18 protein-coding genes and 1 pseudogene are annotated in these 19,991 nt (G+C 61.6%); 12 read left to right on the forward strand and 7 right to left on the reverse strand.

Annotated elements, in window-relative coordinates; genetic code table 11:
• Positions 1-14 precede the first annotated feature (14 nt).
• Both NMA58_RS10280 and NMA58_RS10285 read right to left on the reverse strand, forming a co-directional pair.
• Positions 15-545: a GNAT family N-acetyltransferase gene (locus tag NMA58_RS10280; RefSeq protein ID WP_434713403.1), complete on the reverse strand. Its 531-nt coding sequence runs from the start codon at positions 543-545 to the stop codon at positions 15-17.
• Entirely contained in the window at positions 545-1,657 is a 1,113-nt protein-coding gene (locus NMA58_RS10285) for an anhydro-N-acetylmuramic acid kinase (protein WP_434713232.1), read from the reverse strand. The genes NMA58_RS10280 and NMA58_RS10285 overlap by 1 nt, the downstream gene beginning before the upstream one ends.
• Positions 1,658-1,788: 131 nt before the next feature.
• Between NMA58_RS10285 and tyrS the strand changes: the two genes are divergently transcribed.
• Positions 1,789-3,045, forward strand: a complete 1,257-nt coding sequence (tyrS, locus tag NMA58_RS10290) for a tyrosine--tRNA ligase (protein ID WP_434713233.1) — start codon at positions 1,789-1,791, stop codon at positions 3,043-3,045.
• A 63-nt stretch (positions 3,046-3,108) separates the two neighbouring features.
• Here tyrS and NMA58_RS10295 read toward each other — a convergent pair whose 3' ends face one another.
• Positions 3,109-3,405 carry a hypothetical protein gene (locus NMA58_RS10295; protein WP_434713404.1) on the reverse strand — a complete coding sequence of 99 codons (297 nt, stop codon included), beginning with the start codon at positions 3,403-3,405 and terminating at the stop codon, positions 3,109-3,111.
• A 183-nt stretch (positions 3,406-3,588) separates the two neighbouring features.
• Here NMA58_RS10295 and NMA58_RS10300 point away from each other — a divergent pair, with 183 nt between their 5' ends.
• A complete protein-coding gene (locus NMA58_RS10300) occupies positions 3,589-5,250 on the forward strand; it encodes an alpha-amylase family protein (RefSeq protein ID WP_085780080.1) in 1,662 nt (553 codons plus the stop codon).
• 11 nt (positions 5,251-5,261) lie between these two features.
• Here the strand turns inward: NMA58_RS10300 and NMA58_RS10305 are convergent, their stop codons facing one another.
• The gene (locus tag NMA58_RS10305) at positions 5,262-8,660 is read right to left on the reverse strand and encodes a hypothetical protein (protein WP_434713234.1); all 3,399 of its coding nucleotides are present in this window, start codon (positions 8,658-8,660) and stop codon (positions 5,262-5,264) included.
• A 125-nt stretch (positions 8,661-8,785) separates the two neighbouring features.
• Between NMA58_RS10305 and NMA58_RS10310 the strand changes: the two genes are divergently transcribed.
• The 5 genes and pseudogenes from NMA58_RS10310 to NMA58_RS10330 all read left to right on the forward strand — a co-directional run bounded on the left by NMA58_RS10310 (position 8,786) and on the right by NMA58_RS10330 (position 13,606).
• Positions 8,786-9,259 carry a peroxiredoxin gene (locus NMA58_RS10310; RefSeq protein WP_183700307.1) on the forward strand — a complete coding sequence of 158 codons (474 nt, stop codon included), beginning with the start codon at positions 8,786-8,788 and terminating at the stop codon, positions 9,257-9,259.
• On the forward strand, positions 9,256-10,083 hold the full coding sequence (locus NMA58_RS10315) for a ferritin-like domain-containing protein (RefSeq protein WP_097599271.1): 828 nt from the start codon (positions 9,256-9,258) through the stop codon (positions 10,081-10,083). Before NMA58_RS10310 ends, NMA58_RS10315 begins: the two co-directional genes overlap by 4 nt.
• A gap of 105 nt (positions 10,084-10,188) precedes the next feature.
• Positions 10,189-11,502: a peptidoglycan DD-metalloendopeptidase family protein gene (locus NMA58_RS10320; RefSeq protein WP_097599270.1), complete on the forward strand. Its 1,314-nt coding sequence runs from the start codon at positions 10,189-10,191 to the stop codon at positions 11,500-11,502.
• Between the two features lie 157 nt (positions 11,503-11,659).
• Entirely contained in the window at positions 11,660-13,159 is a 1,500-nt protein-coding gene (locus NMA58_RS10325; protein WP_085778297.1) for a DEAD/DEAH box helicase, read from the forward strand.
• Between the two features lie 6 nt (positions 13,160-13,165).
• Positions 13,166-13,606 (forward strand): annotated as a pseudogene (locus NMA58_RS10330) (NUDIX domain-containing protein).
• On the opposite strand, the gene NMA58_RS10335 reads toward NMA58_RS10330, so the two are convergent.
• Both NMA58_RS10335 and NMA58_RS10340 read right to left on the reverse strand, forming a co-directional pair.
• Positions 13,576-13,896, reverse strand: coding sequence for a TfoX/Sxy family protein (locus NMA58_RS10335; protein WP_434713235.1), 321 nt, complete (start codon positions 13,894-13,896; stop codon positions 13,576-13,578). The pseudogene NMA58_RS10330 and the gene NMA58_RS10335 overlap by 31 nt on opposite strands.
• A 31-nt stretch (positions 13,897-13,927) precedes the next feature.
• Complete coding sequence (locus NMA58_RS10340; protein WP_085778299.1) at positions 13,928-14,422, reverse strand: flavin reductase; 495 nt, start codon at positions 14,420-14,422, stop codon at positions 13,928-13,930.
• A gap of 277 nt (positions 14,423-14,699) precedes the next feature.
• Here NMA58_RS10340 and NMA58_RS10345 point away from each other — a divergent pair, with 277 nt between their 5' ends.
• The 5 genes from NMA58_RS10345 (at position 14,700) to purB (ending at position 19,128) form a co-directional block, all read left to right on the forward strand.
• On the forward strand, positions 14,700-15,782 hold the full coding sequence (locus NMA58_RS10345) for an ABC transporter substrate-binding protein (RefSeq protein WP_285193759.1): 1,083 nt from the start codon (positions 14,700-14,702) through the stop codon (positions 15,780-15,782).
• 63 nt (positions 15,783-15,845) lie between these two features.
• Positions 15,846-16,523 (forward strand): ribulose-phosphate 3-epimerase, encoded by a 678-nt coding sequence (gene rpe, locus NMA58_RS10350; RefSeq protein WP_434713236.1) that lies wholly within the window; start codon positions 15,846-15,848, stop codon positions 16,521-16,523.
• Positions 16,520-17,245 carry a DUF2259 domain-containing protein gene (locus tag NMA58_RS10355; RefSeq protein WP_430959434.1) on the forward strand — a complete coding sequence of 242 codons (726 nt, stop codon included), beginning with the start codon at positions 16,520-16,522 and terminating at the stop codon, positions 17,243-17,245. Before rpe ends, NMA58_RS10355 begins: the two co-directional genes overlap by 4 nt.
• Before the next feature lie 17 nt (positions 17,246-17,262).
• Positions 17,263-17,748 carry a hypothetical protein gene (locus NMA58_RS10360; RefSeq protein ID WP_097599262.1) on the forward strand — a complete coding sequence of 162 codons (486 nt, stop codon included), beginning with the start codon at positions 17,263-17,265 and terminating at the stop codon, positions 17,746-17,748.
• Between the two features lie 72 nt (positions 17,749-17,820).
• Positions 17,821-19,128 carry an adenylosuccinate lyase gene (purB, locus tag NMA58_RS10365; RefSeq protein WP_097599261.1) on the forward strand — a complete coding sequence of 436 codons (1,308 nt, stop codon included), beginning with the start codon at positions 17,821-17,823 and terminating at the stop codon, positions 19,126-19,128.
• 286 nt (positions 19,129-19,414) lie between these two features.
• Here the strand turns inward: purB and NMA58_RS10370 are convergent, their stop codons facing one another.
• Entirely contained in the window at positions 19,415-19,897 is a 483-nt protein-coding gene (locus NMA58_RS10370) for a low affinity iron permease family protein (RefSeq protein ID WP_434713405.1), read from the reverse strand.
• Positions 19,898-19,991: the final 94 nt, after the last annotated feature.

The following is a 19,991-nucleotide window of genomic DNA, read 5'->3' on the forward strand; positions in this document are numbered from 1 at the left end:
TGCCGTCATTGTCATCATGCCCCGGGGTTTTCCGACCGCATGTCGGCAGTCATTTCGAAAGCCGTGTCAAGCATTCCATCGATCAGGATCGGCGCGCGTTCGCGCATGCCGATCTTCCTGAGGACCCTCTGCGAAGCGACGTTTTCGGGATGTGTGAAGGCGATGAGGCCCGAAGCCAATTCGCGTGTGAAGAACCAGCTGGCCAGCGCGCTCGCCGCCTCTGTCGCCAGCCCTTCGCCCCACGCTTCCTCGCGCAGAGAATAGCCCAGTTCGAATTCGTCGCTCCCGAAGCGCGAAATGCCGGCGCGACCAATAAAACTGCCATCCGCGGCGAGAAGCTTATATTTGGTCGTACCGTCACGCGCCTGCTCCGCGAACCAGCCGCGCAACCGTTGCTCGGCCTTCTCGAGACTCCAGGGAGCGTTGCCTGGAAGATATCGCGTCGTCGCCATGGTCGAATGCAGTTGCCGCAGCAGGCCGGCGTCGCCTTCGCCCCACATGACAAAACGCAGCCTCGTCGTCTGCAATATCAGCCCTTCGTTCATCATGGCGTTGCCAGCACGCCGCCGCTGACGGGAGCCGCAACTCCCGTCGTGCCGGGAAAGGTCAGCGGCAGCCCGTCCAGCGAGCGTACGGCAAGATAGGCCCAGGCCTCGGCCTCCATCGCATCGCCGTCGAAGCCCGCGGCCTCGGCGCTCAACACTTTCGATCCCTCGGCCATCGCCGAGAGTTCGGCCATCAAGGTGCCGTTCAGCCGTCCGCCGCCGCAGACGATATAGGCCGAGGGACGTTCGGGCAGGAACCCGGCGGATTTGACGATCGACGCGGCGGCGACATGCGCAAGCGTCCGGGCGCCGTCTTCGAGGCTCGCATCGCCAGGCCGAAGTGGTGCGAAATCGCCGCGATCGAGCGAACGGCGGACATTGCCGCGGAAGAACGGGCTGTCCAGATACCGCTCCGCCAGAGCCGGGACGATCTTGCCGCGCCCGCCGATCTGGCCGCCGGGATCATAGGTTTTGCCGGTCTGCATCTCTATCCATTGGTCGATCAGCGTATTGCCAGGGCCGCTATCGAAGGCGGCAATCCGGCCGTCAGCGCCGACATAGGTGAGGTTGGAGATGCCGCCGATATTGACGAAGCACACCGCCTCTCCCGCCTGCTGGAATTTTCCCGCAAGGGCAGCGTGATAGACCGGCACCAGTGGCGCACCTTGCCCGCCATGCACCATGTCGTTGGCACGCATGTCGTAAACCACCGGCAGGCCCGTTCGGCGCGCCAGTTCCCGGCCGTCACCGATCTGGATCGTCAGTCCCTCGTCCGGCCGGTGAAGCACCGTCTGGCCATGGAAACCGACAACGTCGATGCCATTGGCCGTGAACCCGAAACGCTCGAGGAATGCCGTAACGGCAGTTGCATGCCGTAGGGTGAATTCGTCCTCGATCTCGCGAAGTTCCCCCGGCCGTCCGTTCCTGTCGCGAAGCGGCCGTGCCAGTTCCAGCGCCCGTTTGAGACGCGCACGAAACTCTGCATCATACGGCACGCCCACGAACGGCCCGCGCTCGATGAAGCCGCGGCCGTCGGTTCTGATCAGCGCGACATCGATTCCGTCCATCGACGTGCCGCTCATCAGGCCGATCGCTGTTCTGACCACATCCATGAGGCTTGCCTCCCATGCGATTCCCGGATGCACTTTTGCAAAAACAGTGCTAAACGCGCCGCCACAGATCAACAACAACGAAGTTGCGCGAAGCCCGGTGGGCGCAGCGCAGGCACGAAGAGACGAAAGCCATGTCCGAGTTCAAGTCCGATTTCCTCCGCACGCTGAAAGAGCGCGGCTTCATTCATCAGGTTTCCGATGAAAGCGGCCTCGACCACCTGTTCGCGAAGGAGGTCGTGACGGCCTATGTCGGCTACGACGCAACGGCGACGAGCCTGCATATCGGCAACTTGATCTCCGCCACCATGCTGTACTGGCTGCAAGAGACCGGCCACCGGCCGATCGCACTGATGGGCGGCGGCACCTCGATGGTCGGCGACCCCTCCTTCCGTGACGAGCAGCGCAAGCTTCTGACGCCGGAGGCGATCTCCACCAACATCGAAGGCATTAAAAAGATCTTCTCTCGCATCCTGCGCTTCGGAGACGGCCCGACCGATGCCTTCATGGTCAACAATGCCGACTGGCTGATGAAGCTCAACTATATCGAATTCCTGCGCGACGTCGGCCGGCATTTCTCGGTCAACCGCATGCTCTCCTTCGACAGCGTCAAGCTGCGCCTCGACCGGGAGCAGTCGCTCTCCTTCCTCGAATTCAACTACATGATCATGCAGGGTTATGACTTCGTCGAGCTCAGCCGCCGCTACGGCTGCCGCCTGCAGATGGGCGGTTCGGATCAGTGGGGCAACATCATCAACGGCGTCGATCTCGGTCACCGCATGGGGACGCCGCAGCTCTACGCCCTGACGACGCCGCTTCTGACCACGAGCTCGGGCGCCAAGATGGGCAAGACCGCCTCCGGCGCCGTCTGGCTGAACGAGGACGTCTTCAGCCCCTATGATTTCTGGCAGTACTGGCGCAACACCGAGGATGCCGATGTCGGCCGATTCCTGAAGATCTTCACCCGCCTGCCGCTGGCCGAGATTGCCAGACTCGAGGCCCTCCGCGGTGCCGAAATCAACGAGGCGAAGAAGATTCTCGCCACGGAAGCGACCGCGATCGTCCACGGTCGTGAGGCAGCCGAGGCGTCCGCCGAAACGGCGCGCACCACCTTTGAGGAAGGCCGCGTTGCCGAAAACCTGCCTTCGGTCGAGATCCCGGCCACGGAGCTTGACGGCGGCATCGGCCTGCTCTCGCTGATGGTCCGCGCCGGCCTGGCCGGCTCCAACGGCGAGGCTCGTCGCCACGTCCAGGGCGGCGCAGTGCGCATCAATGATGAGGCTGTCAGCGACGAACGTCGCCTGATCGGCAGCGGCGAAATCACCGCCGATGGCGTCATCAAGCTCTCGCTCGGCAAGAAGAAGCACATCCTGATCCGCCGCGCGGCGTAGGTGGCTTCGAATTAGACGCACCTTGAAGCCGGCCGCCACGCCGGCTTTTCCTTTGGCGCGGGATCAGTCGGCCCGCCATCGGTATTCCGCTTCGTCTTGTTTCGTCTCTCGAAGGAGAGGTCCGGGCGGATTGACCTCCGAAGCGGGTCGTACGCGCGACCACCAGCCGATCGAGAAGATCGGCGGCGTCATCTTTGCGTCGAGCGGAACCAGCAGGACATGCTCGGAGGGGATGCTCTTCACCGGCTTCAGCCGTGCGCCCCTTTCTGCAGAATTCGAGGCCTCACCGACTGTCACGGCCATCATGGTGGCCGATAGGAAAGAGACTGTCCGGGCGCACTGCATGGCATTCTCCGACATTGCGCCAGCCTCTGCTGCAGCTGGCACCAACAATACATCAGAATTATCTAAAATAAGCAAAGCATCAATGACCAGCCTGTCGCTATAGATCACGATTATCCAACCGGCCGCGCCACGATATCGCCCTCCCGGAACCTTTTCCGCCCGACGGGATTTGCGACCAGATGCATTTGGAGCGCCGTCATGATCAACGACCTCTGGTATAAGAACGCCGTCATCTACTGCCTGTCCGTCGAGACCTTCATGGATGCGAACGGCGACGGCGTCGGTGATTTTCAAGGCCTGATGCGCCGTCTCGACTATCTCTCCGGCCTCGGCGTGACGGCAATCTGGCTCATGCCGTTCCAGACTTCGCCCGGTCGCGACGACGGCTACGACGTTTCCGATTACTATAATGTAGACCCGCGCTATGGCTCGCTCGGCGACTTCGTCGAGTTCACCCATGGTGCCAAACAGCGGGGCATCCGGGTGTTGATCGATCTGGTGATCAATCACACCTCGAAGGATCATCCCTGGTTCGAAGACGCCAGAAGCGATCCACAGTCACGCTATCGCGACTGGTACGTCTGGTCAGACAAAAAGCCTGCAAACGCTGATCAGGGCATGGTCTTCCCGGGTGTCCAGAAGACGACCTGGACCTATGACGAAAAAGCCAGGGCCTATTATTTCCACCGCTTCTACGATCACCAGCCTGATCTCAACACCTCCAATCCTGAGGTGCAGGCGGAGATCCTCAAGATAATGGGCTTCTGGATTCAGCTCGGCGTCTCGGGCTTCCGGATGGACGCTGCCCCTTTCATCATTGCCACGAAGGGCGCCGAGGTCACCAAGCCGGTCGAGCAGTTTGACATGCTGAGAAAGTTTCGCGAATTCCTGCAATGGCGCCTGGGAGACTCCATCGTGCTGGCGGAAGCCAATATCCTGCCGAAGGACAATTTCGAATATTTCGGCGACGACGGCGACCGCATGCAGATGATGTTCAATTTCCAAGTCAATCAGACGCTGTTTTATGCGCTCGCGACCGCCGACACGCGGCCTCTGAAGAAGGCGATGGAGGTCACCAAGCCGCGCCCGGCGACCGCGCAATGGGGGCTGTTTCTTCGCAATCACGATGAACTCGATCTCGGTCGCCTGACGGATAAGCAGCGCGACGCGGTATTCGCCGCGTTTGGCCCCGAAAAGGGCATGCAGCTTTACGACAGGGGCATCCGCCGGCGCCTCGCGCCCATGCTCGGCGGCGACCGTCGCAGGATCGAGCTGGCCTACAGCCTGCTGTTCTCGCTGCCCGGAACGCCAGTCATCCGCTACGGCGATGAAATCGGCATGGGCGACGATTTGTGCCTGCCGGAGCGCAGCTGCGCGCGCACGCCGATGCAATGGTCGACGGAGCCGGAAGGCGGTTTCACCAAAAGCGCGAAGTCCGTTTCGCCTGTTATAAAGGACGGCCCCTACGGTTTCGAACATATCAATGTCGCCGTCCAGCGGCGCGATCCGAATTCGCTCTTGAACTGGACCGAGCGGATGATCCGGATGCGCAAGGAGGCTCCCGAGATCGGCTGGGGCGATTTCTCAACGGTCGACACAGGTGACGACGGCGTGCTGGCGCTGCGCTATGACTGGCGCGGCAATTCGGTGCTGATCCTGCATAACCTGCATCCGCACCCGACGGAAGTGACCTTCGATCCTGATGTTGGTGAACTCGGGCGATTGCTGATCGATATTGCCGATGGGGCAAGCAGCGAAGCCGACGACAAAGGGCGCCACACGGTCATGCTCGATGCCTATGGCTACCGCTGGTATCGAGTCGGCGGTCTCGACTATCTCCTCAGGCGGAAAGATATCTAAGTCGCTTTTCCTCACTGGAATTCGAAAATCTGCCGGAAAACACCAGGCGCGATGATCGATAGCGGATTGATCTGCAGGTTCGGCTGGTCGAACTTGCCGGTGAGCTTGAAGGTGATGCCGATCAGGCCGCGGTCGCTGCCATTGCCGAGGATGACGCCGATCAGCGGCAATTCGGCAAAGAGGCGGTTGAGGCCATAGGCCGGCATGAAGGTGCCGGTCATATCCATATTGCCCTTGCGGTCGCGCACCACGCCCTGGAAAGTCGCGCCGATCTGGTCGCCGCGCAGCACGCCGTTCTCGATACCGACCATGCCATTGCGCGAGATGACGCGGGCAAAGCCGCGCTGGAAGCGTTGCGAAGAGGTGTCGATGTCGCGTTTGACCGCCTCATTGAGGCTTCGCTGCTCGTTTCCGACAGGTGTCGAGACGATCGAATGCAGGCGCTGTTCGTTGACGATCGAGAAGCGGCGCACATCTAGCGAGCCGTCCCATCCACCCTGCGGCGAAAGCCGGATAGCCAGGTTGAGCAGGCCGCCCTGTATGTGCTGATAGAGATCGGCAAAACGCGATACCGCACCGGCGTCCCCGCTGGTGATATTGATGACACCGCCGTCCTTCATCTGGCTGACAACGGCCTCGCCGCTGTCCGTGATGCCGGAAAAATTCAGCGTCTGCAGCCTGTCGCCGCGCAGTGACACCTGCGCCTGGAAATTGCCGACCTTCTCGTCATTGAAGCCGACGACGTTTTTCAGCTTGGCGCGCACCGATACGCCGGTGTTGCCGCCATCGCCGTCCTCGCCGCCCTCCGAGCCCGATTTTAATCGGGCGATGATCGGCCGCGCATCGGCGCTGTCACCGGAAACGGAGACGTCGAAATTGCCCTTGCTGCGTTTGACCGACAGAGCGAAATCGTCGAGCGAGGAGAGCCTGACGCTGTCGAAATCCGCCGAGATAAGGCCGGTCTTGCCGACAACAAGCGATCCGCTGGCGCCGAAGCCGTCACCCTTCAGCCGGAAACTCTTGATCTCGGTATTCTCGGGCGGCCCGGACATTTCGAATTCCGCGGAGGCGGCAATGCCGCTACCTTTCGACCAGCCGATCCAGGGCAGGTCGAGCATCGATTTGGTGAGGTCGAGCTGAACGTCTTGCCGGTCATCGTCGATCCGCGTCAGCACCATCTTCAGGTTGCCCCTGACGATATCGGAAAGCCCGGGCATCACCTTGCTGCGCTGCTCATCGGAGAGCGTCGCCGTAATCACGCGCTGCCGCTGCACACCAGACGACGCCTCGACCGGCTCGGTCAGATCGATATCGGCAGGAATGCCGTCGATCTCGCCTTTGGCGTCGAGCGTGATCTGCTTCGGATCGCCGTTCAGCATGCCGCTGACATTGCTGATCGTGCGGCCGGAAAACGGCTTGGCAAGATCGACGTCCGCGAGCTTCATGGCGGCCTTCCACTCGGCCGGCGGCGGGTTTTGTGACGACAGTAGTCCGAAATGCGCCTTCACATTCGCATCGATATGCCCCTTGAAATCGTCGGGCGTAAAGCCCGCGCGCTGCAGCACCCGGATTGGCTTATAGGTGAGGAGCTCGCCTATGGCGTCCGCCGCGCCCGAGACCGCAAGATCGATATCGGCCATCAGGGGTTTGTCGTAGGCGGACGGTATGACGAACGTTCCCTGCCCGAGGCCGACGGACCGGCCGGAAGGAAAATAGGACATGCCGCTCTTGATCGAAATCGTTGCAACGGGACCGGTCAGATCGAAATGCGCCGCCGTATCACGGACCGGCGGAATGTCGCCGGCGACGTTCATCCGCGCGCCTGCAATATCGAAGCCGATGCGGATCTGATTGGTGTCGAGCTTCAATCCTTTGCCGCCGGCTGCCTCGTCAAGCCGACCGAAGGGAATGAAGACTGAAATCGAGGCATCGGTCACGGTGCCGCCGAAGAGATTGCCATGCACCCAAGTGCGCACCTTGGGCGCCATCCAGAACGGCCAGAGCTGCTTGATCGCCGTCGTCTGCAGCTCTCTGGACTGGCCGGCAAAGCTGATTTCCGGCGATTTGTCACCGAGCCTGATGTGCAACGCCCCGTAGAGCGCGCCGAGCGGGCTGGAGACAGTCATATTGGGAAACAGGAATTCCCGGCCGGCGACCATATAGCGTCCGGTCGCCTGGACGTCGAAAGCAACAGGCTCTTCGCCGGAGCCGCTCGGGGCGGCAGTGCCGCCGCTGACGAGCAGATCGATGCCGAAGCCCTTGCCGGCTTTAGGATCGAGTTTGTCGAGATCGATCAGCGCGCCGTTGAGGGGCAGCGTGGTTGCGCCGAACCGGAGATTCGATTTAGCGATCTCGACTGTCTGCTTGACGAAGTCATAGGCCAGATTGATTTGCCCGCCCGACAGTTCCTGCGGATCGCCGTCGGCATAGATCAGACCGGGATCGACGTCGATCGTCGCCCCGAGCGCCGGCTCGACGCCATCGCGCGCCCTGGTGGCCGACACCGTCAGATCGGCAAAAGTGTTAAGTCCCTGCCGTATCACGCCCTGATCGTTGCGCTTCAGCGTAAACGGCGTCAGGTTCGCATGCTTGAGCGTTGCCGTCACCTTCGACACCTGGCCGTCTTCCTTCTCGGCCAGCACGTCGAGTTCCGCCACCTCGCCGTTAAGCGCCACCTCGCCTCTCAATTGCAGCGAGGATGGCCCGCCAAGAGCAAACACCAGATTGTCGACGACGAGCGACAGCGGGCCGTTCGCGGTATCGGCAAGCTTGATGTCGATGCCGGAGATGCGCACCGAATTCGTCGAGCCGCGCGTCACGATGCTGTCGAACACGTCGAGTTGCGCGAAGATCGTCTCCATCGCCGCCGGCATGGCGTCGAGGCGCAGATCGTCAAGCTTGACCGGGTTGCCGGAGGGCAGAAGCGCGGTGTCGAGTGCGATATCCTCCGCTTCGATATCCGCAACGGCGATGCGGCCGCGGAAAAGCTGCAGCGGATCGAGGCCCAGGCGCACCGAACCCGTCGTCGACAGGTGCTGGCCGCTCTTCTGGTCGATCATATTGACGTTGCGCGCTTCCAGCGCCAGTCGGAAGTCGGAGGTGAAACGGATGACGGTGGAGCCGACTTCGGCGCGGTAACGCGGTCCCGCCACGCCATCAAGCGCCGCCTGCGCCTGCTGAGACAGCGGCTTGTCGAACATGCCGCCTTCGATGGTGAACACGATGGCAGCAAGGATAATGAGAATCAGTCCTAGAAAAACTGACGTCAGCTTCGCCGTCCGGCGCATCGGCGAACGCGGCGGCGGGCAATGAACGATGATCGGATCCTCGGCCTGAGCGGACGGCAAGCGGTCCAGCGCAACGATATCCTTCTTGCGAAACGTGACCTTTTCGCCGCGGATGGCTGACATGCGCCCTCGGGCTCTCCCTTAAATCGAAGAATTGAACCCGGCCATGCTGGACGGGTTTCCGTCCAATATATAATTCGGGGACAGAGAGTGTCATCCATAAACCCGGCAAAAGAAAGGTTTTCCCAATGGCGGTTCCCGGCATCGGTGCCCTGGCCCCCGACTTCAACCTCCCCCGCGATGGCGGCGGCCGTGTCTCGCTTTCCGATTTTCACGGCCGGCCCCTCGTTATCTTCTTCTACCCCAAGGACGACACGACAGGCTGCACGGCTGAATCGCTGGCTTTCACAGCGCTGGCGCCGGAGTTTGAAGCAGCAGGTGCTGCCGTTATCGGCATGTCACCCGATTCGGCAGCCTGCCATGACAAGTTCATCAAAAAGCACCGTCTTTCGGTGGCGCTCGCCTCCGACGAAGAGAAGACGACGCTCCAGGCCTACGGTGTCTGGAAGGAAAAGAGTATGTACGGCCGCAATTTCATGGGCGTGGAGCGCACGACTTTCCTCATCCGCCAGGACGGCACGATCGCGACGATCTGGCAGAAGGTGAAGGTGCAGGGCCATGCCGAGACCGTCCTCGAAGCCGTCAGGAACCTGGCCGCGTGACCGGTGATCTCGCGATAAGCTCGCTGCGCGGCGGCGCTATCGACGCCATCCGCTCAGCCGATCTCGACCGCAAGACCGCCCTTGCGCAGGAAAGCGCCACCCGCTGGTTCGCCCGCCGGGTGTCGCTGCGCTCACCGCTCGACGCAGCCCTGCCGGAGAGGCCCGGTCGCCCCGAGAAACCGGTACTGACGCCGCCGACCCAGGTGGAAAGGCGCTCGCTGCACACGCTGAAAGGCCGGATCGCCCTTCTCCATGCCATTGCTCATATCGAGCTCAACGCTGTCGATCTGGCGCTCGATATCGTCGCACGATTCGCGACCGAGCCTGTGCCCAATTCCTTCTTCGACGGCTGGATGCAGGTCGCCTTCGAGGAAGCGAAGCATTTCCGCATGGTGCGCGCCCGCCTCAACGATCTCGGCGCCGATTACGGCGATCTTCCCGCCCATGACGGGTTGTGGCAGGCGGCTCATTCGACGCGCAATGATCTCACGGCGAGACTCGCCGTCGTGCCGCTCATTCTGGAAGCCCGCGGTCTCGACGTCACCCCTTCGTTGCAGGCGAAGATGCGTGAGACCGGCGATCTCGAAAGCGCTGCGGTGCTCGATGTCATCTACAACGACGAGAAAGGTCACGTCGCCGTCGGCGCCAAATGGTTCCGCTTCCTCTGCGCGCGGGAGAAACGCGATCCGGCAAAGGCCTTTCAGGAACTGGTGCGCGCCAATTTCCGCGGGCCGCTGAAGCCGCCTTTCAACGATCTCGCTCGCGCCGAAGCCGGGCTGACGCCATCCTTCTACCGCTCCCTGGCATCGATCAGCCATGCATGAGCTGATCGATTTTCTAACGTAAACCGCGACGACGAAAGCATTCATTAACCATAAACGTGTCTAATTTTCCGAAAGAGGCGTAGAGCATCAATCGGGAGAGCCTGCGTGAACGGCGGACATCAGCACCGGGTATTCGGCAAGCGGGCGCAGGAACATATTCTGATCCTGGCAAGCGGTGACAAGGTCCGCCACATGACAGTTCGCCCGTGGATGGCCGCTCTCGCCTTCTGCTTCCTCGGCGTCTTTTCCATCGGCTATCTCCTGGCGACCTCCTATCTCGTCCTGCGCGACGACCTGATCGGCGCCACTATGGCGCGCCAGGCCCGCATGCAGCACGACTATGAGGACCGCATCGCCGCCCTTCGCGCCCAGGTCGACCGCATCACCTCCCGTCAACTTCTTGACCAACAGGTAGTGGAAGACAAAGTCGACAAGCTGATGGAGCAGCAGATGGCGCTCACCTCACGCCACGGCAAACTCGACAACTTGCTCGATCGTGCCGAAAGCTCCGGGCTCACAGATAAGGACAGCGCGCCGTCTTCGCCTGCGCAATCCTATGCCCCGGCCATTAAGGATAAGCGCGCTTCGCTCGGCGAAAGCGGCATCGAGGCTATCGAGAAACAGCTCGCAGGCGGCGCACCAGCCGACGCCACTCCCGACAATACGACTCTTGCTTACGTGCCGGCCACAGAGACGGTCGGCGATCGCGCCGACCGCATCTTCTCCAAGGTGACGCTGTCGCTGAAGGATGTCGAACAGGACCAGCGCAACCGCATCGAGCAACTGACGAGCGACGCCGGCAATGCCGCCAATGCCATCGAGAGCGTGCTGACCCGGTTCAAGATTCCGATGCCCGAGACCGCTACCAAGCAGGACTGGGATGACAGCGCCGTTGGCGGCCCGTTCGTCGAGCCGGAGAGCAATGATGATTTCAACAATTCGCTGATCGCTCTCGACGGCGCGCTGACACGGCTCGAAGCTGTGCGTAACACCGCCGAATCCCTGCCCTTCCGCAACCCCGCCGTCGGCAAGGAAATGACCAGCCCCTTCGGCAACCGGCGCGATCCTTTCCTGGGCCGCCTGGCGCTGCATTCCGGCGTAGACTTCCGATTTTCGCCGGGCGAAAAGATCCGCCCGACAGCGCCCGGCAAGGTGATATCAGCCGGCTGGACAGGCGGTTACGGCAATATGGTCGAGATCGATCACGGCAACGGCATCTCGACGCGTTATGGCCACATGTCCCAGGTTCTGGTCACGGCCGGCGATACGGTCGACCGCAACGACGTCATCGGCCTTGCCGGCAGCACCGGCCGCTCGACCGGTACCCATCTGCATTATGAAGTGCGCCAGAACGGCCATGCGGTCGATCCAGTATATTTCATGAATGCGGGCCTTAAACTCGCCACCTATATCAAGTAATACCCGCCCGGTAACCAAAGCTTCATTCTGCACAGGGTGCGGCCTCTCTATTTCTTGACTTGCCGGCCATTCGGGGCTATGTCGCGCTGCATTGCGGCATGCAATCCCGCCGACTCGTTCAGAGCTCGGCCGAACCGGAACGGAAACAGTTTTCCCTTTGACGACATTCGCTGACCTTGGCTTGAGCCAAAAAGTGCTATCGGCCGTTGCCGATGCGGGCTATTCGACCCCCACGCCTATTCAGGCGGGAGCCATTCCTTTTGCGCTCGAACGCCGCGATATTTGCGGCATCGCGCAGACGGGCACCGGCAAGACGGCATCCTTTGTCCTGCCGATGCTGTCGCTTCTGGAAAAGGGCCGCGCCCGCGCCCGCATGCCCCGCACGCTGATCCTCGAGCCGACGCGCGAACTCGCCGCTCAGGTCGCCGAGAATTTCGAGAAGTACGGCAAGAACCACCGCCTCAATGTCGCCCTTCTGATCGGCGGCGTTTCGTTCGAGGACCAGGATCGCAAGCTCGAGCGCGGCGCCGACGTGCTGATCTGCACGCCCGGCCGCCTGCTCGACCATTTCGAGCGCGGCAAGCTCTTGATGAGCGGCGTCGAAATCCTTGTCATCGACGAGGCCGACCGCATGCTCGACATGGGATTCATTCCCGACATCGAGCGCATCGCCAAGCTCATCCCCTTCACCCGCCAGACGCTGTTCTTCTCGGCCACCATGCCGCCGGAGATCCAGAAGCTCGCCGACCGGTTCCTGCAGAACCCGGAGCGTATCGAGGTGGCAAAGCCCGCTTCGGCCGCAAAGACCGTGACGCAGCGCTTCGTCGCCTCGCACAGCAAGGATTACGAGAAGCGCGCGGTTCTGCGTGAGCTGGTCCGCGCCCAGACCGAACTCAAGAACGCCATCATCTTCTGCAACCGCAAGAAGGATGTCGCCGATCTCTTCCGTTCGCTCGAACGCCACGGCTTCTCCGTCGGTGCGTTGCATGGCGACATGGACCAGCGTTCCCGCACGACGATGCTGCAGAACTTCCGTGACGGTAACCTCCAGCTGCTGGTGGCCTCCGACGTTGCCGCCCGCGGTCTCGACATTCCCGATGTCAGCCACGTCTTCAATTTCGACGTGCCGATCCACTCCGAGGACTATGTCCACCGCATCGGCCGCACCGGCCGCGCCGGCCGATCCGGCGCCGCCTTCACTCTCGTCACCAAGCGCGACACGAAATTCGTTGACGCCATCGAGAGGCTGATCGGCGAAAATGTCGAATGGCTGAATGGCGACCTGAACTCGCTGCCACCGGCGGAAGAAGGCAAGGACAGCGACCGTCCTCGCCGCAACGGACGCGAACGTGGCGACAAGGATCGCGGGCGCGGACGCGGCAGACACAGTACTGCGAGTCATAAATCTGATAACGACATACAGGATAATGACGTCCAAGTGATCACAGCAGCACCAGCAAAGGCCGAAGTCGTGAAGAACGAGCGCAAAGCAGAGCAGAAGCCGCAAAACAATGCGCGCAACAATCGGCCTTATCCGGCAAATGACGACAGCCGCGACCGCCGCCGTCATCGTGATCACGATGACGGCCCGACTCCGGTCGGTTTCGGCGACGATATCCCCGCCTTCATGCTGATCGCCGGCAGCGCCAAGGTCTAACATCCATTGGGCAAGCCTGGCGTCGACTTCCCGGGCCTTGGCGTCGGCTTGGTGATCCTACGCCAAGGTAGGATCCTTCTCTACAAGCGCATGCGCCCACCTGAAACCGGCTACTGGAACATCGTCGGCGGCAAGGTCGATCACATGGAGCCGGCTGAAGAAGCTGCGCGCCGCGAGGCCGAGGAAGAAACCGGCCTCAGGATCGGCCGGATCGAGCGCATCGGCATGACCGAACAGATCATCGATGCCGACCGCCAGCACTGGATCTCCATCCTTTACCTCGCGCGCGACGTCGATGGCGAGCCGTAATTGACCGAGCCGGACAAGCTTTCGGATTTCGGCTGGTTTCCCTTGACGGATTTGCCGGAACCGCTGTCAGCCTTCACCAAGGCGGCGATCGCAGCCTTGCCACCCGCTCAACTTTCGGCGCGAAGCGCCGCCTCATAGGCGAGCCGCACCCACTTCGCCATCAGATCGGGATCGTCGTAAGCCTCTTCAGGAATCGACCAGTAGGGCATTTTCACCGGCTTGCCCTTTTTGACTTCATAGGCCCATTGCGTGGCGCCGGCGGCAGCAAATTCCGGTGCACTCGTCTCATCGGCTTTCAGCAGCATCTCGTCGCGCACTTCGACGGCGACGATGCGCCCGAGATGATAGATGCCCTTGCCTCCGAACATGCGCTTGATCGTGACGGGGCCGAGCCCCTGAAACATTTCCTCGATCCCGGCATTATCCATTCTCTGTTTCCTCGCATACCCGCCAGCCGCGTTACAGCGTGTGATAATCCCGGTTCATATAGATGAGCGCCGGGTGCTTCTCGCTGAAGCGGACGGCGGCAACCTCACCGAAGATGACATTGTGTGTCGGCATTTCCTTGATGTCGGTCACCCGGCAATCGAAGGCGGCGAGCGCATCGGCAAGAACGGGGGCGCCGGTGACGAGCGTGTCGAAACGGCCGCTGGCGAAGCGCTCGTCATTGGCAATCGCGGTGCGCCCGGAAAAAGCGTCGGCGACGGCCTGGTGGTGGGCGCCGAGCGTGTTGAGCACGAAGATGCCGCTGCGGAAAAAGATCTCGTTCTTCGGATTGGTATTGTTTAGGCAGATCAGCACCGAAGCCGGGTTGTCCGAGACCGAGCAGGCGGCGGTGATGGTGACGCCGCGGCGCAGACCTTCCATCGCCGTCGTCACGAGCTGCACATGACCGGCATAACGGCTCATGGCATCGCGATAAAGGCCGGGGTCGATATGCTGCCTGTTCAACACGTGCTTCTCCCGCGCGCTCTTCTGCCTGCGTCGTTCCTTAAATCGGGATCGATTTAAGAGAACTATGCAGCAATTCAAAATGCTACAGTGTCCTTTGCGCGACTGAAATGAGGTCCGGCACCGTAGTTCGAGTTGCTATCGCGCCAATATGGCGAGCATCGGTTACCTTTTCTACAATAGGACCGGTGAAAAGCGCTGGGTTCCGCTTGTTTTTCTTTGACGATTGCGGCCTTACGGATAAAAGGGCATGGACGATGGCTAGGGATCTTCGCCTTTCATGATCAACCTGCGTGGCATAGCAGCCTTTCTGACGCTGCTCGGAACGGCGGCGCAAGGTCATGCGGCCGGCGTGACGATCGGCGTCGTCGCCCCGCAGGGCGGGCCGCTCGGCCTGCTCGGCGCGCAGATCGCCGCCGGCGCCGGTTTCGAGATCCAGCAATCAGGCAATACGCTCGTCGCCGTCAACGAGACCTGCGAGGACAATAGCGGCGCGGCGGTCGCCGATGCGCTCGTGAGTGCCAAGGTGCAGATTGCCGTTGGTTTTCTCTGCAGTGAGACGCTGGAAGGCGCACTGCCGAAGCTGAAGGACGCCAATATTCCCGCGATCACCGTTTCGGCACGTTCGCGCATCCTGATGGAGGATGCGCTGAAAAACGGCTGGCCGCTCTTCCGCTTGGCACCGGCCGACGGCACTGAGGCGGCAAAGATCATCGAGGTGATCCTCAAGGACTGGGCAGCCGACCCGATCGCGCTGATCGAGGACGGCACCATTCATGGCCGCGAACTGACGGAAGCTGTGCGCAATGCGCTGGAGCAGAACGGCCTGAAGCCAGTTTTCACCGATACCTACCGGCCGGGACAGGAGCAGCAGATCGCCCTCGTCCGCCGCCTGAAACGGGCCGGCGCCACAAGGGTCTTCGTTGGCGGCGACCGCAACGATGTCGCCGTCATGGCCCGCGACGCCAAGGCGGAAAACATTCCGCTGTCGATCCTCGGCGGCGACGCCATGCGCGCCGCCGATCAGCCGCTGCCTCTCGCCCCCGGCGTGCGTGCGGTCGCCCTGCCCGAATATGCGCTTTTGCCAGAAGGCGCGCCGGCGGCCGGCGCTTTGCGCGCCAAGGGCACCGAGCCTGAAGGTTATGTCCTGCCATCCCTGGCGGCGGCCCTAATTGCCGGCCAGGCGGCCGAAGCCGCCGCTGCCGCCGGTAAGCCGCTGCGGGAGACCCTTGTCGGCACGACGTTCCAGACACCGATCGGCGCGGTCGCCTTCACCGGCGCGCACGAACTTTCGCAAAACCCCTACCGCCTGCTTGAATGGCGGGGCAATGGCTTTTTTCCACCTGCTGCGCCGACGCAATGAGCGGCCGCCAGCCCTGAATTCCGGCGCCGTGCGCAGATGGCGCCCATACGGGAGTAAGACTTGATGACGCTGCCCATTCGCATTGCCCCTTCGATCCTCGCGGCGGATTTCGCCAGGCTCGGCGAGGAGGTGCGCGACGTAACGGCCGCCGGCGCCGACTGGATCCACCTTGACGTGATGGATGGGCATTTCGTGCCGAACATCTCCTTCGGTCCCGATGTCATCAAGTCGCTGCGTTCCCATACGAATGCCACTTTCGACTGCCATCTGATGATCTCTCCGGTCGATGACTACCTCGAAGCCTTCGCCAAGGCGGGCTGCGACCGCATCACCGTGCATGCCGAATCCGGGCCACATCTGCACCGCTCGCTGCAAACCATCCGCAATCTTGGCAAGAAGGTCGGCGTGACGATCAATCCGGCGACGCCGCTGAGCGCCATCGAGAACGTGGTCGACGACGTCGACCTCATCCTCATCATGTCGGTAAATCCCGGTTTCGGCGGGCAGAAATTCATTCCGGCGATGACGGCCAAGATCGCCGCGGCAAAGTCTCTGATCGGTGACCGGCCGATCGAACTCGAGGTCGACGGCGGCGTCACCGTAGAAACGGCGCCTGATATCGCGCGCGCCGGCGGCAACGTGCTCGTCGCCGGCTCGGCAATTTTCAAGGGCGGTACGGTCGACAGCTATCGTAAGACCGTCGCCGAATTGCGTCAGGCAGCCGAAGGGGCACGAGCATGAGGAAGCGTCTGATCTTTGGTGGCATGATTGCCGCCGCATTGGCCGGCCTGCCCGGCTTGTCGCTGGCCGGAGACATTGCCAGCATTCAGCCGATCGGCTTTTCCGCTGACGGCAAGGTCTTCGCATTTCAGGAATTCGGCATCAAAGAAAACAGCAAGACTCCCTATTCGGAAACCTACTTCATCAATACCGACGGCGGCCAATATCTCGAAGGCACCCCCTTTCGCACCGAACTGACGGATAAGGACGCCAATCTTTCCAGGGCCCGCCGGCAGAACTTAACGGCGGCGCGCAGCCAGATGGATAAGTACGACCTTCTGACAAATCCGGGTCTGATTGCCGCCTTCAACCCACCAACCGAGCTCGGCTCGCCCTCGAAGACACTTCGCTACACCACACTTGCGATCGATGGGCCACCGAAGACGCCCTATACGCTCTCACTCGGCGAGATGCCGGTGCCGACGCCGAAGGAATGCGCAACGGTCGACAAGCGTGTCCTTGGTTTCAGCCTGCAGATGATCGAGAAGGAAGGTGTCCCGAACCGTCAGGCTGCGCGGCAGGCAACGGCTGTTCCGGCCGAGCGCACATGCTCGGTCGAATTCAGGATCGGCGGCGCGGTGGTCTACCAGCCTGAAGACGGAAATCAAATTCACATTGCGCTGGTTCTCGCCTTCGATGCTGAGAGGAACGGACGCTGGATCGCCGTCCCGGTCCATCCCTGAGCATGGATCGCCCCAGGATGGATCGCCTAAGGGCGGCAAAGCCGCCCTCCTCCGATCTCTTTGCCGGCGCGTTGCTCTGGGGCGTGCAGATGCTGGCCGCCGCCATGCTCGGCCTTTACCTCCGCAACGGCCTCGAGACGAGCCGGCTCGCCGAGGTGGCGGCACTCTATTTTCTCGGCGGCCTGCTCTCCTGGCCCTTCGCCCTGCCGGTCGCTCGGTTTTTTGCCTATAACAGGCCACCGGAAGCGCGCTTCGCCGCCTTTTTCGTGACGCTGACGGCAGCCACGATCCTGATGACCGCCTTCCTCTTCGCCATGGAATACCGGATCTTCTATTCGCGCTGGCACGCGCCCTTCGGCAGCGTCGCCTGGGCCTTCCAGTTTGTCTTCACCGGCATCAGTGCCGTCTACCAGTTCCTGGTGATCGGCCTTCGCCTTTTCCTGCCGCTCGGCCTCGTCTGCCTTGTCGTCAGCAGCTATCATCTCACCAAACGCATGCGTTGAGATTGCCGCCGGTCTTTGCTACAGGGGCGCTAACTCAATGAAGCAAACCTCTCGAAGTGAAGGCAGCCGCCCATGATCCCGCGTTACTCCCGGCCCGAAATGGTCGCCATCTGGTCTCCCGAAACCAAGTTCCGCATCTGGTTCGAGATCGAGGCGCATGCCTGCGACGCGCTGGCCGAACTCGGCGTCATCCCGAAATCGGCGGCAAGGACAATCTGGGAAAAAGGGGGTGCGGCCACCTTCGACGTCGCCCGCATCGACGAAATCGAGGCGGTCACCAAGCATGACGTCATCGCCTTCCTGACTCACCTCGCCGAAATCGTCGGCCCGGATGCGCGCTTCGTCCACCAGGGCATGACCTCATCAGACGTGCTCGACACCTGCTTCAACGTCCAGCTGGTGCGCGCCACTGATATCCTCATCGCCGATCTCGACCGGCTGCTCGCAGCACTGAAAACCCGCGCCTTCGAACACAAGGACACCGTCACCATCGGCCGCTCGCACGGCATCCATGCCGAGCCGACCACCTTCGGCGTCAAGCTGGCGCTTGCCTATGCCGAATTCGAGCGCTGCCGCCAGCGTCTCGTCGCTGCCCGCGAGGAAGTCGCGACCTGCGCCATCTCGGGCGCCGTCGGCACCTTCGCCAATATCGATCCGCGCGTCGAGGAACATGTCGCCGAAGCACTCGGCCTGAAGGCCGAGCCGGTCTCGACCCAGGTCATCCCGCGCGACCGCCACGCCATGTATTTCGCGACCCTCGGTGTTGTCGCCTCGTCGATCGAGCGGCTCGCGACCGAAATCCGCCATCTGCAGCGCACCGAAGTGCTGGAGGCGGAAGAATACTTCTCGCCCGGCCAGAAGGGCTCCTCGGCCATGCCGCACAAGCGTAACCCGGTGCTGACCGAAAACCTTACCGGCCTTGCCCGCATGGTCCGCTCCTACGCCATGCCGGCCATGGAAAACGTCGCCCTCTGGCACGAGCGCGATATCTCCCATTCCTCGGTCGAACGCATGATCGGCCCGGACGCCACAGTCACCCTCGATTTCGCCCTGTCGCGTCTGGCCGGCGTCGTCGAAAAGCTGCTGGTCTATCCCGAAAACATGGAGAAGAACCTCAACAAGTTCCGCGGCCTCGTCCACTCCCAGCGCGTCCTCCTGGCGCTGACCCAGGCCGGCACCTCCCGCGAAGACGCCTACCGGCTGGTGCAGCGCAATGCCATGAAAGTCTGGGAACAGGGCAAGGATTTTCTGGAAGAGCTGCTGGCTGACGCTGAGGTCAGGGCTGCCTTGTCCGAGGAGGATATTCGGGAGAAGTTCGATCTCGGATATCACACCAAACACGTCGACACGATCTTCCGCCGCGTCTTCGGCAACGCTTGAGCGGACTGCAACGATGTGACGGCGTCTTGTAGCCGCCGTCCGACTGTTGACAAACCACTGCGAAAGCCGCGACGTCATCCTCGGCTTTGTTGTGCCGAGGATCTGCGCCGACCCAGTTAAGTGACTGAAAATAGATGTTTTCCTGTCAAGAAACTGCAGTGGTTAGATGCTCGGCACAAGGCCGAGCATGACGGACGAGACTTTTTTAACAGACTGACGGGGACTACGCAGGCGCCGTTTTCATTTCTGTCTTTTTCTTTTTGTGATTGCAGGAATGGATGATGGTTTAGCTTTTCTCAAGTGGCCGTTGTTTCTGCTTCGATGCTTTGGCATTCGCAGAGCGTTTGCGCGCCTGCGCCTTTTTCGGTGGTGGCATCGCTTGCGCAATCTCGGTCGTTTGGCAGGCCTCCGTCTGCCCCCGCCCCTTGGCGGCCTTGGCGACCAGTTCGTCGAGATGTTTCAGCTCTTCCTCGTCGAGATTTTCGATGCCGATAAAGCGGTTCTCCGCATGGCTTGTCAAAATGATTTCGTTGAGTTTGGCTTGGATTGCCCGGGTGTCGCGCGTCTGGGCGTTCTGCAGGACGAAGACCATCAGGAAGGTGATGATGGTCGTTCCCGTGTTGATGATGAGCTGCCAGGTTTCCGAATAGTCGAAGAAAGGTCCGAGCAAGGCCCAGATAATAACGACGCACAGTGCCAGGATGAAGATGACGGGCTTACCCGCCCATTCCGATGTCTTGCTTGCGAAGCGGGCAAACAGATGCGTCATCATCACCTCTGAAATCTCTCCTCGGAGTAAAAAAACTCCGAGGCAGGTTCGAGGTTCCCGAAAATCGGGGATCCCACGGTATCAAGGTTTTCCC

The sequence above is a fragment of the Rhizobium sp. YTUHZ045 genome, from assembly GCF_051124255.1.
Lineage (GTDB): Bacteria > Pseudomonadota > Alphaproteobacteria > Rhizobiales > Rhizobiaceae > Rhizobium.

Coding starts and splice junctions, on each gene's coding strand:
- tyrS (WP_434713233.1), top strand. CDS start 1,789: ATGTCCGAGTTCAAGTCCGATTTCCTCCGCACGCTGAAAGAGCGCGGC.
- NMA58_RS10345 (WP_285193759.1), top strand. CDS start 14,700: ATGATCAACCTGCGTGGCATAGCAGCCTTTCTGACGCTGCTCGGAACG.
- rpe (WP_434713236.1), top strand. CDS start 15,846: ATGACGCTGCCCATTCGCATTGCCCCTTCGATCCTCGCGGCGGATTTC.
- NMA58_RS10355 (WP_430959434.1), top strand. CDS start 16,520: ATGAGGAAGCGTCTGATCTTTGGTGGCATGATTGCCGCCGCATTGGCC.
- NMA58_RS10280 (WP_434713403.1), bottom strand. CDS start 545: ATGAACGAAGGGCTGATATTGCAGACGACGAGGCTGCGTTTTGTCATG.
- NMA58_RS10360 (WP_097599262.1), top strand. CDS start 17,263: ATGGATCGCCTAAGGGCGGCAAAGCCGCCCTCCTCCGATCTCTTTGCC.
- NMA58_RS10300 (WP_085780080.1), top strand. CDS start 3,589: ATGATCAACGACCTCTGGTATAAGAACGCCGTCATCTACTGCCTGTCC.
- NMA58_RS10305 (WP_434713234.1), bottom strand. CDS start 8,660: ATGTCAGCCATCCGCGGCGAAAAGGTCACGTTTCGCAAGAAGGATATC.
- NMA58_RS10295 (WP_434713404.1), bottom strand. CDS start 3,405: ATGTCGGAGAATGCCATGCAGTGCGCCCGGACAGTCTCTTTCCTATCG.
- NMA58_RS10285 (WP_434713232.1), bottom strand. CDS start 1,657: ATGGATGTGGTCAGAACAGCGATCGGCCTGATGAGCGGCACGTCGATG.
- NMA58_RS10370 (WP_434713405.1), bottom strand. CDS start 19,897: ATGACGCATCTGTTTGCCCGCTTCGCAAGCAAGACATCGGAATGGGCG.
- NMA58_RS10335 (WP_434713235.1), bottom strand. CDS start 13,896: ATGGATAATGCCGGGATCGAGGAAATGTTTCAGGGGCTCGGCCCCGTC.
- NMA58_RS10310 (WP_183700307.1), top strand. CDS start 8,786: ATGGCGGTTCCCGGCATCGGTGCCCTGGCCCCCGACTTCAACCTCCCC.
- purB (WP_097599261.1), top strand. CDS start 17,821: ATGATCCCGCGTTACTCCCGGCCCGAAATGGTCGCCATCTGGTCTCCC.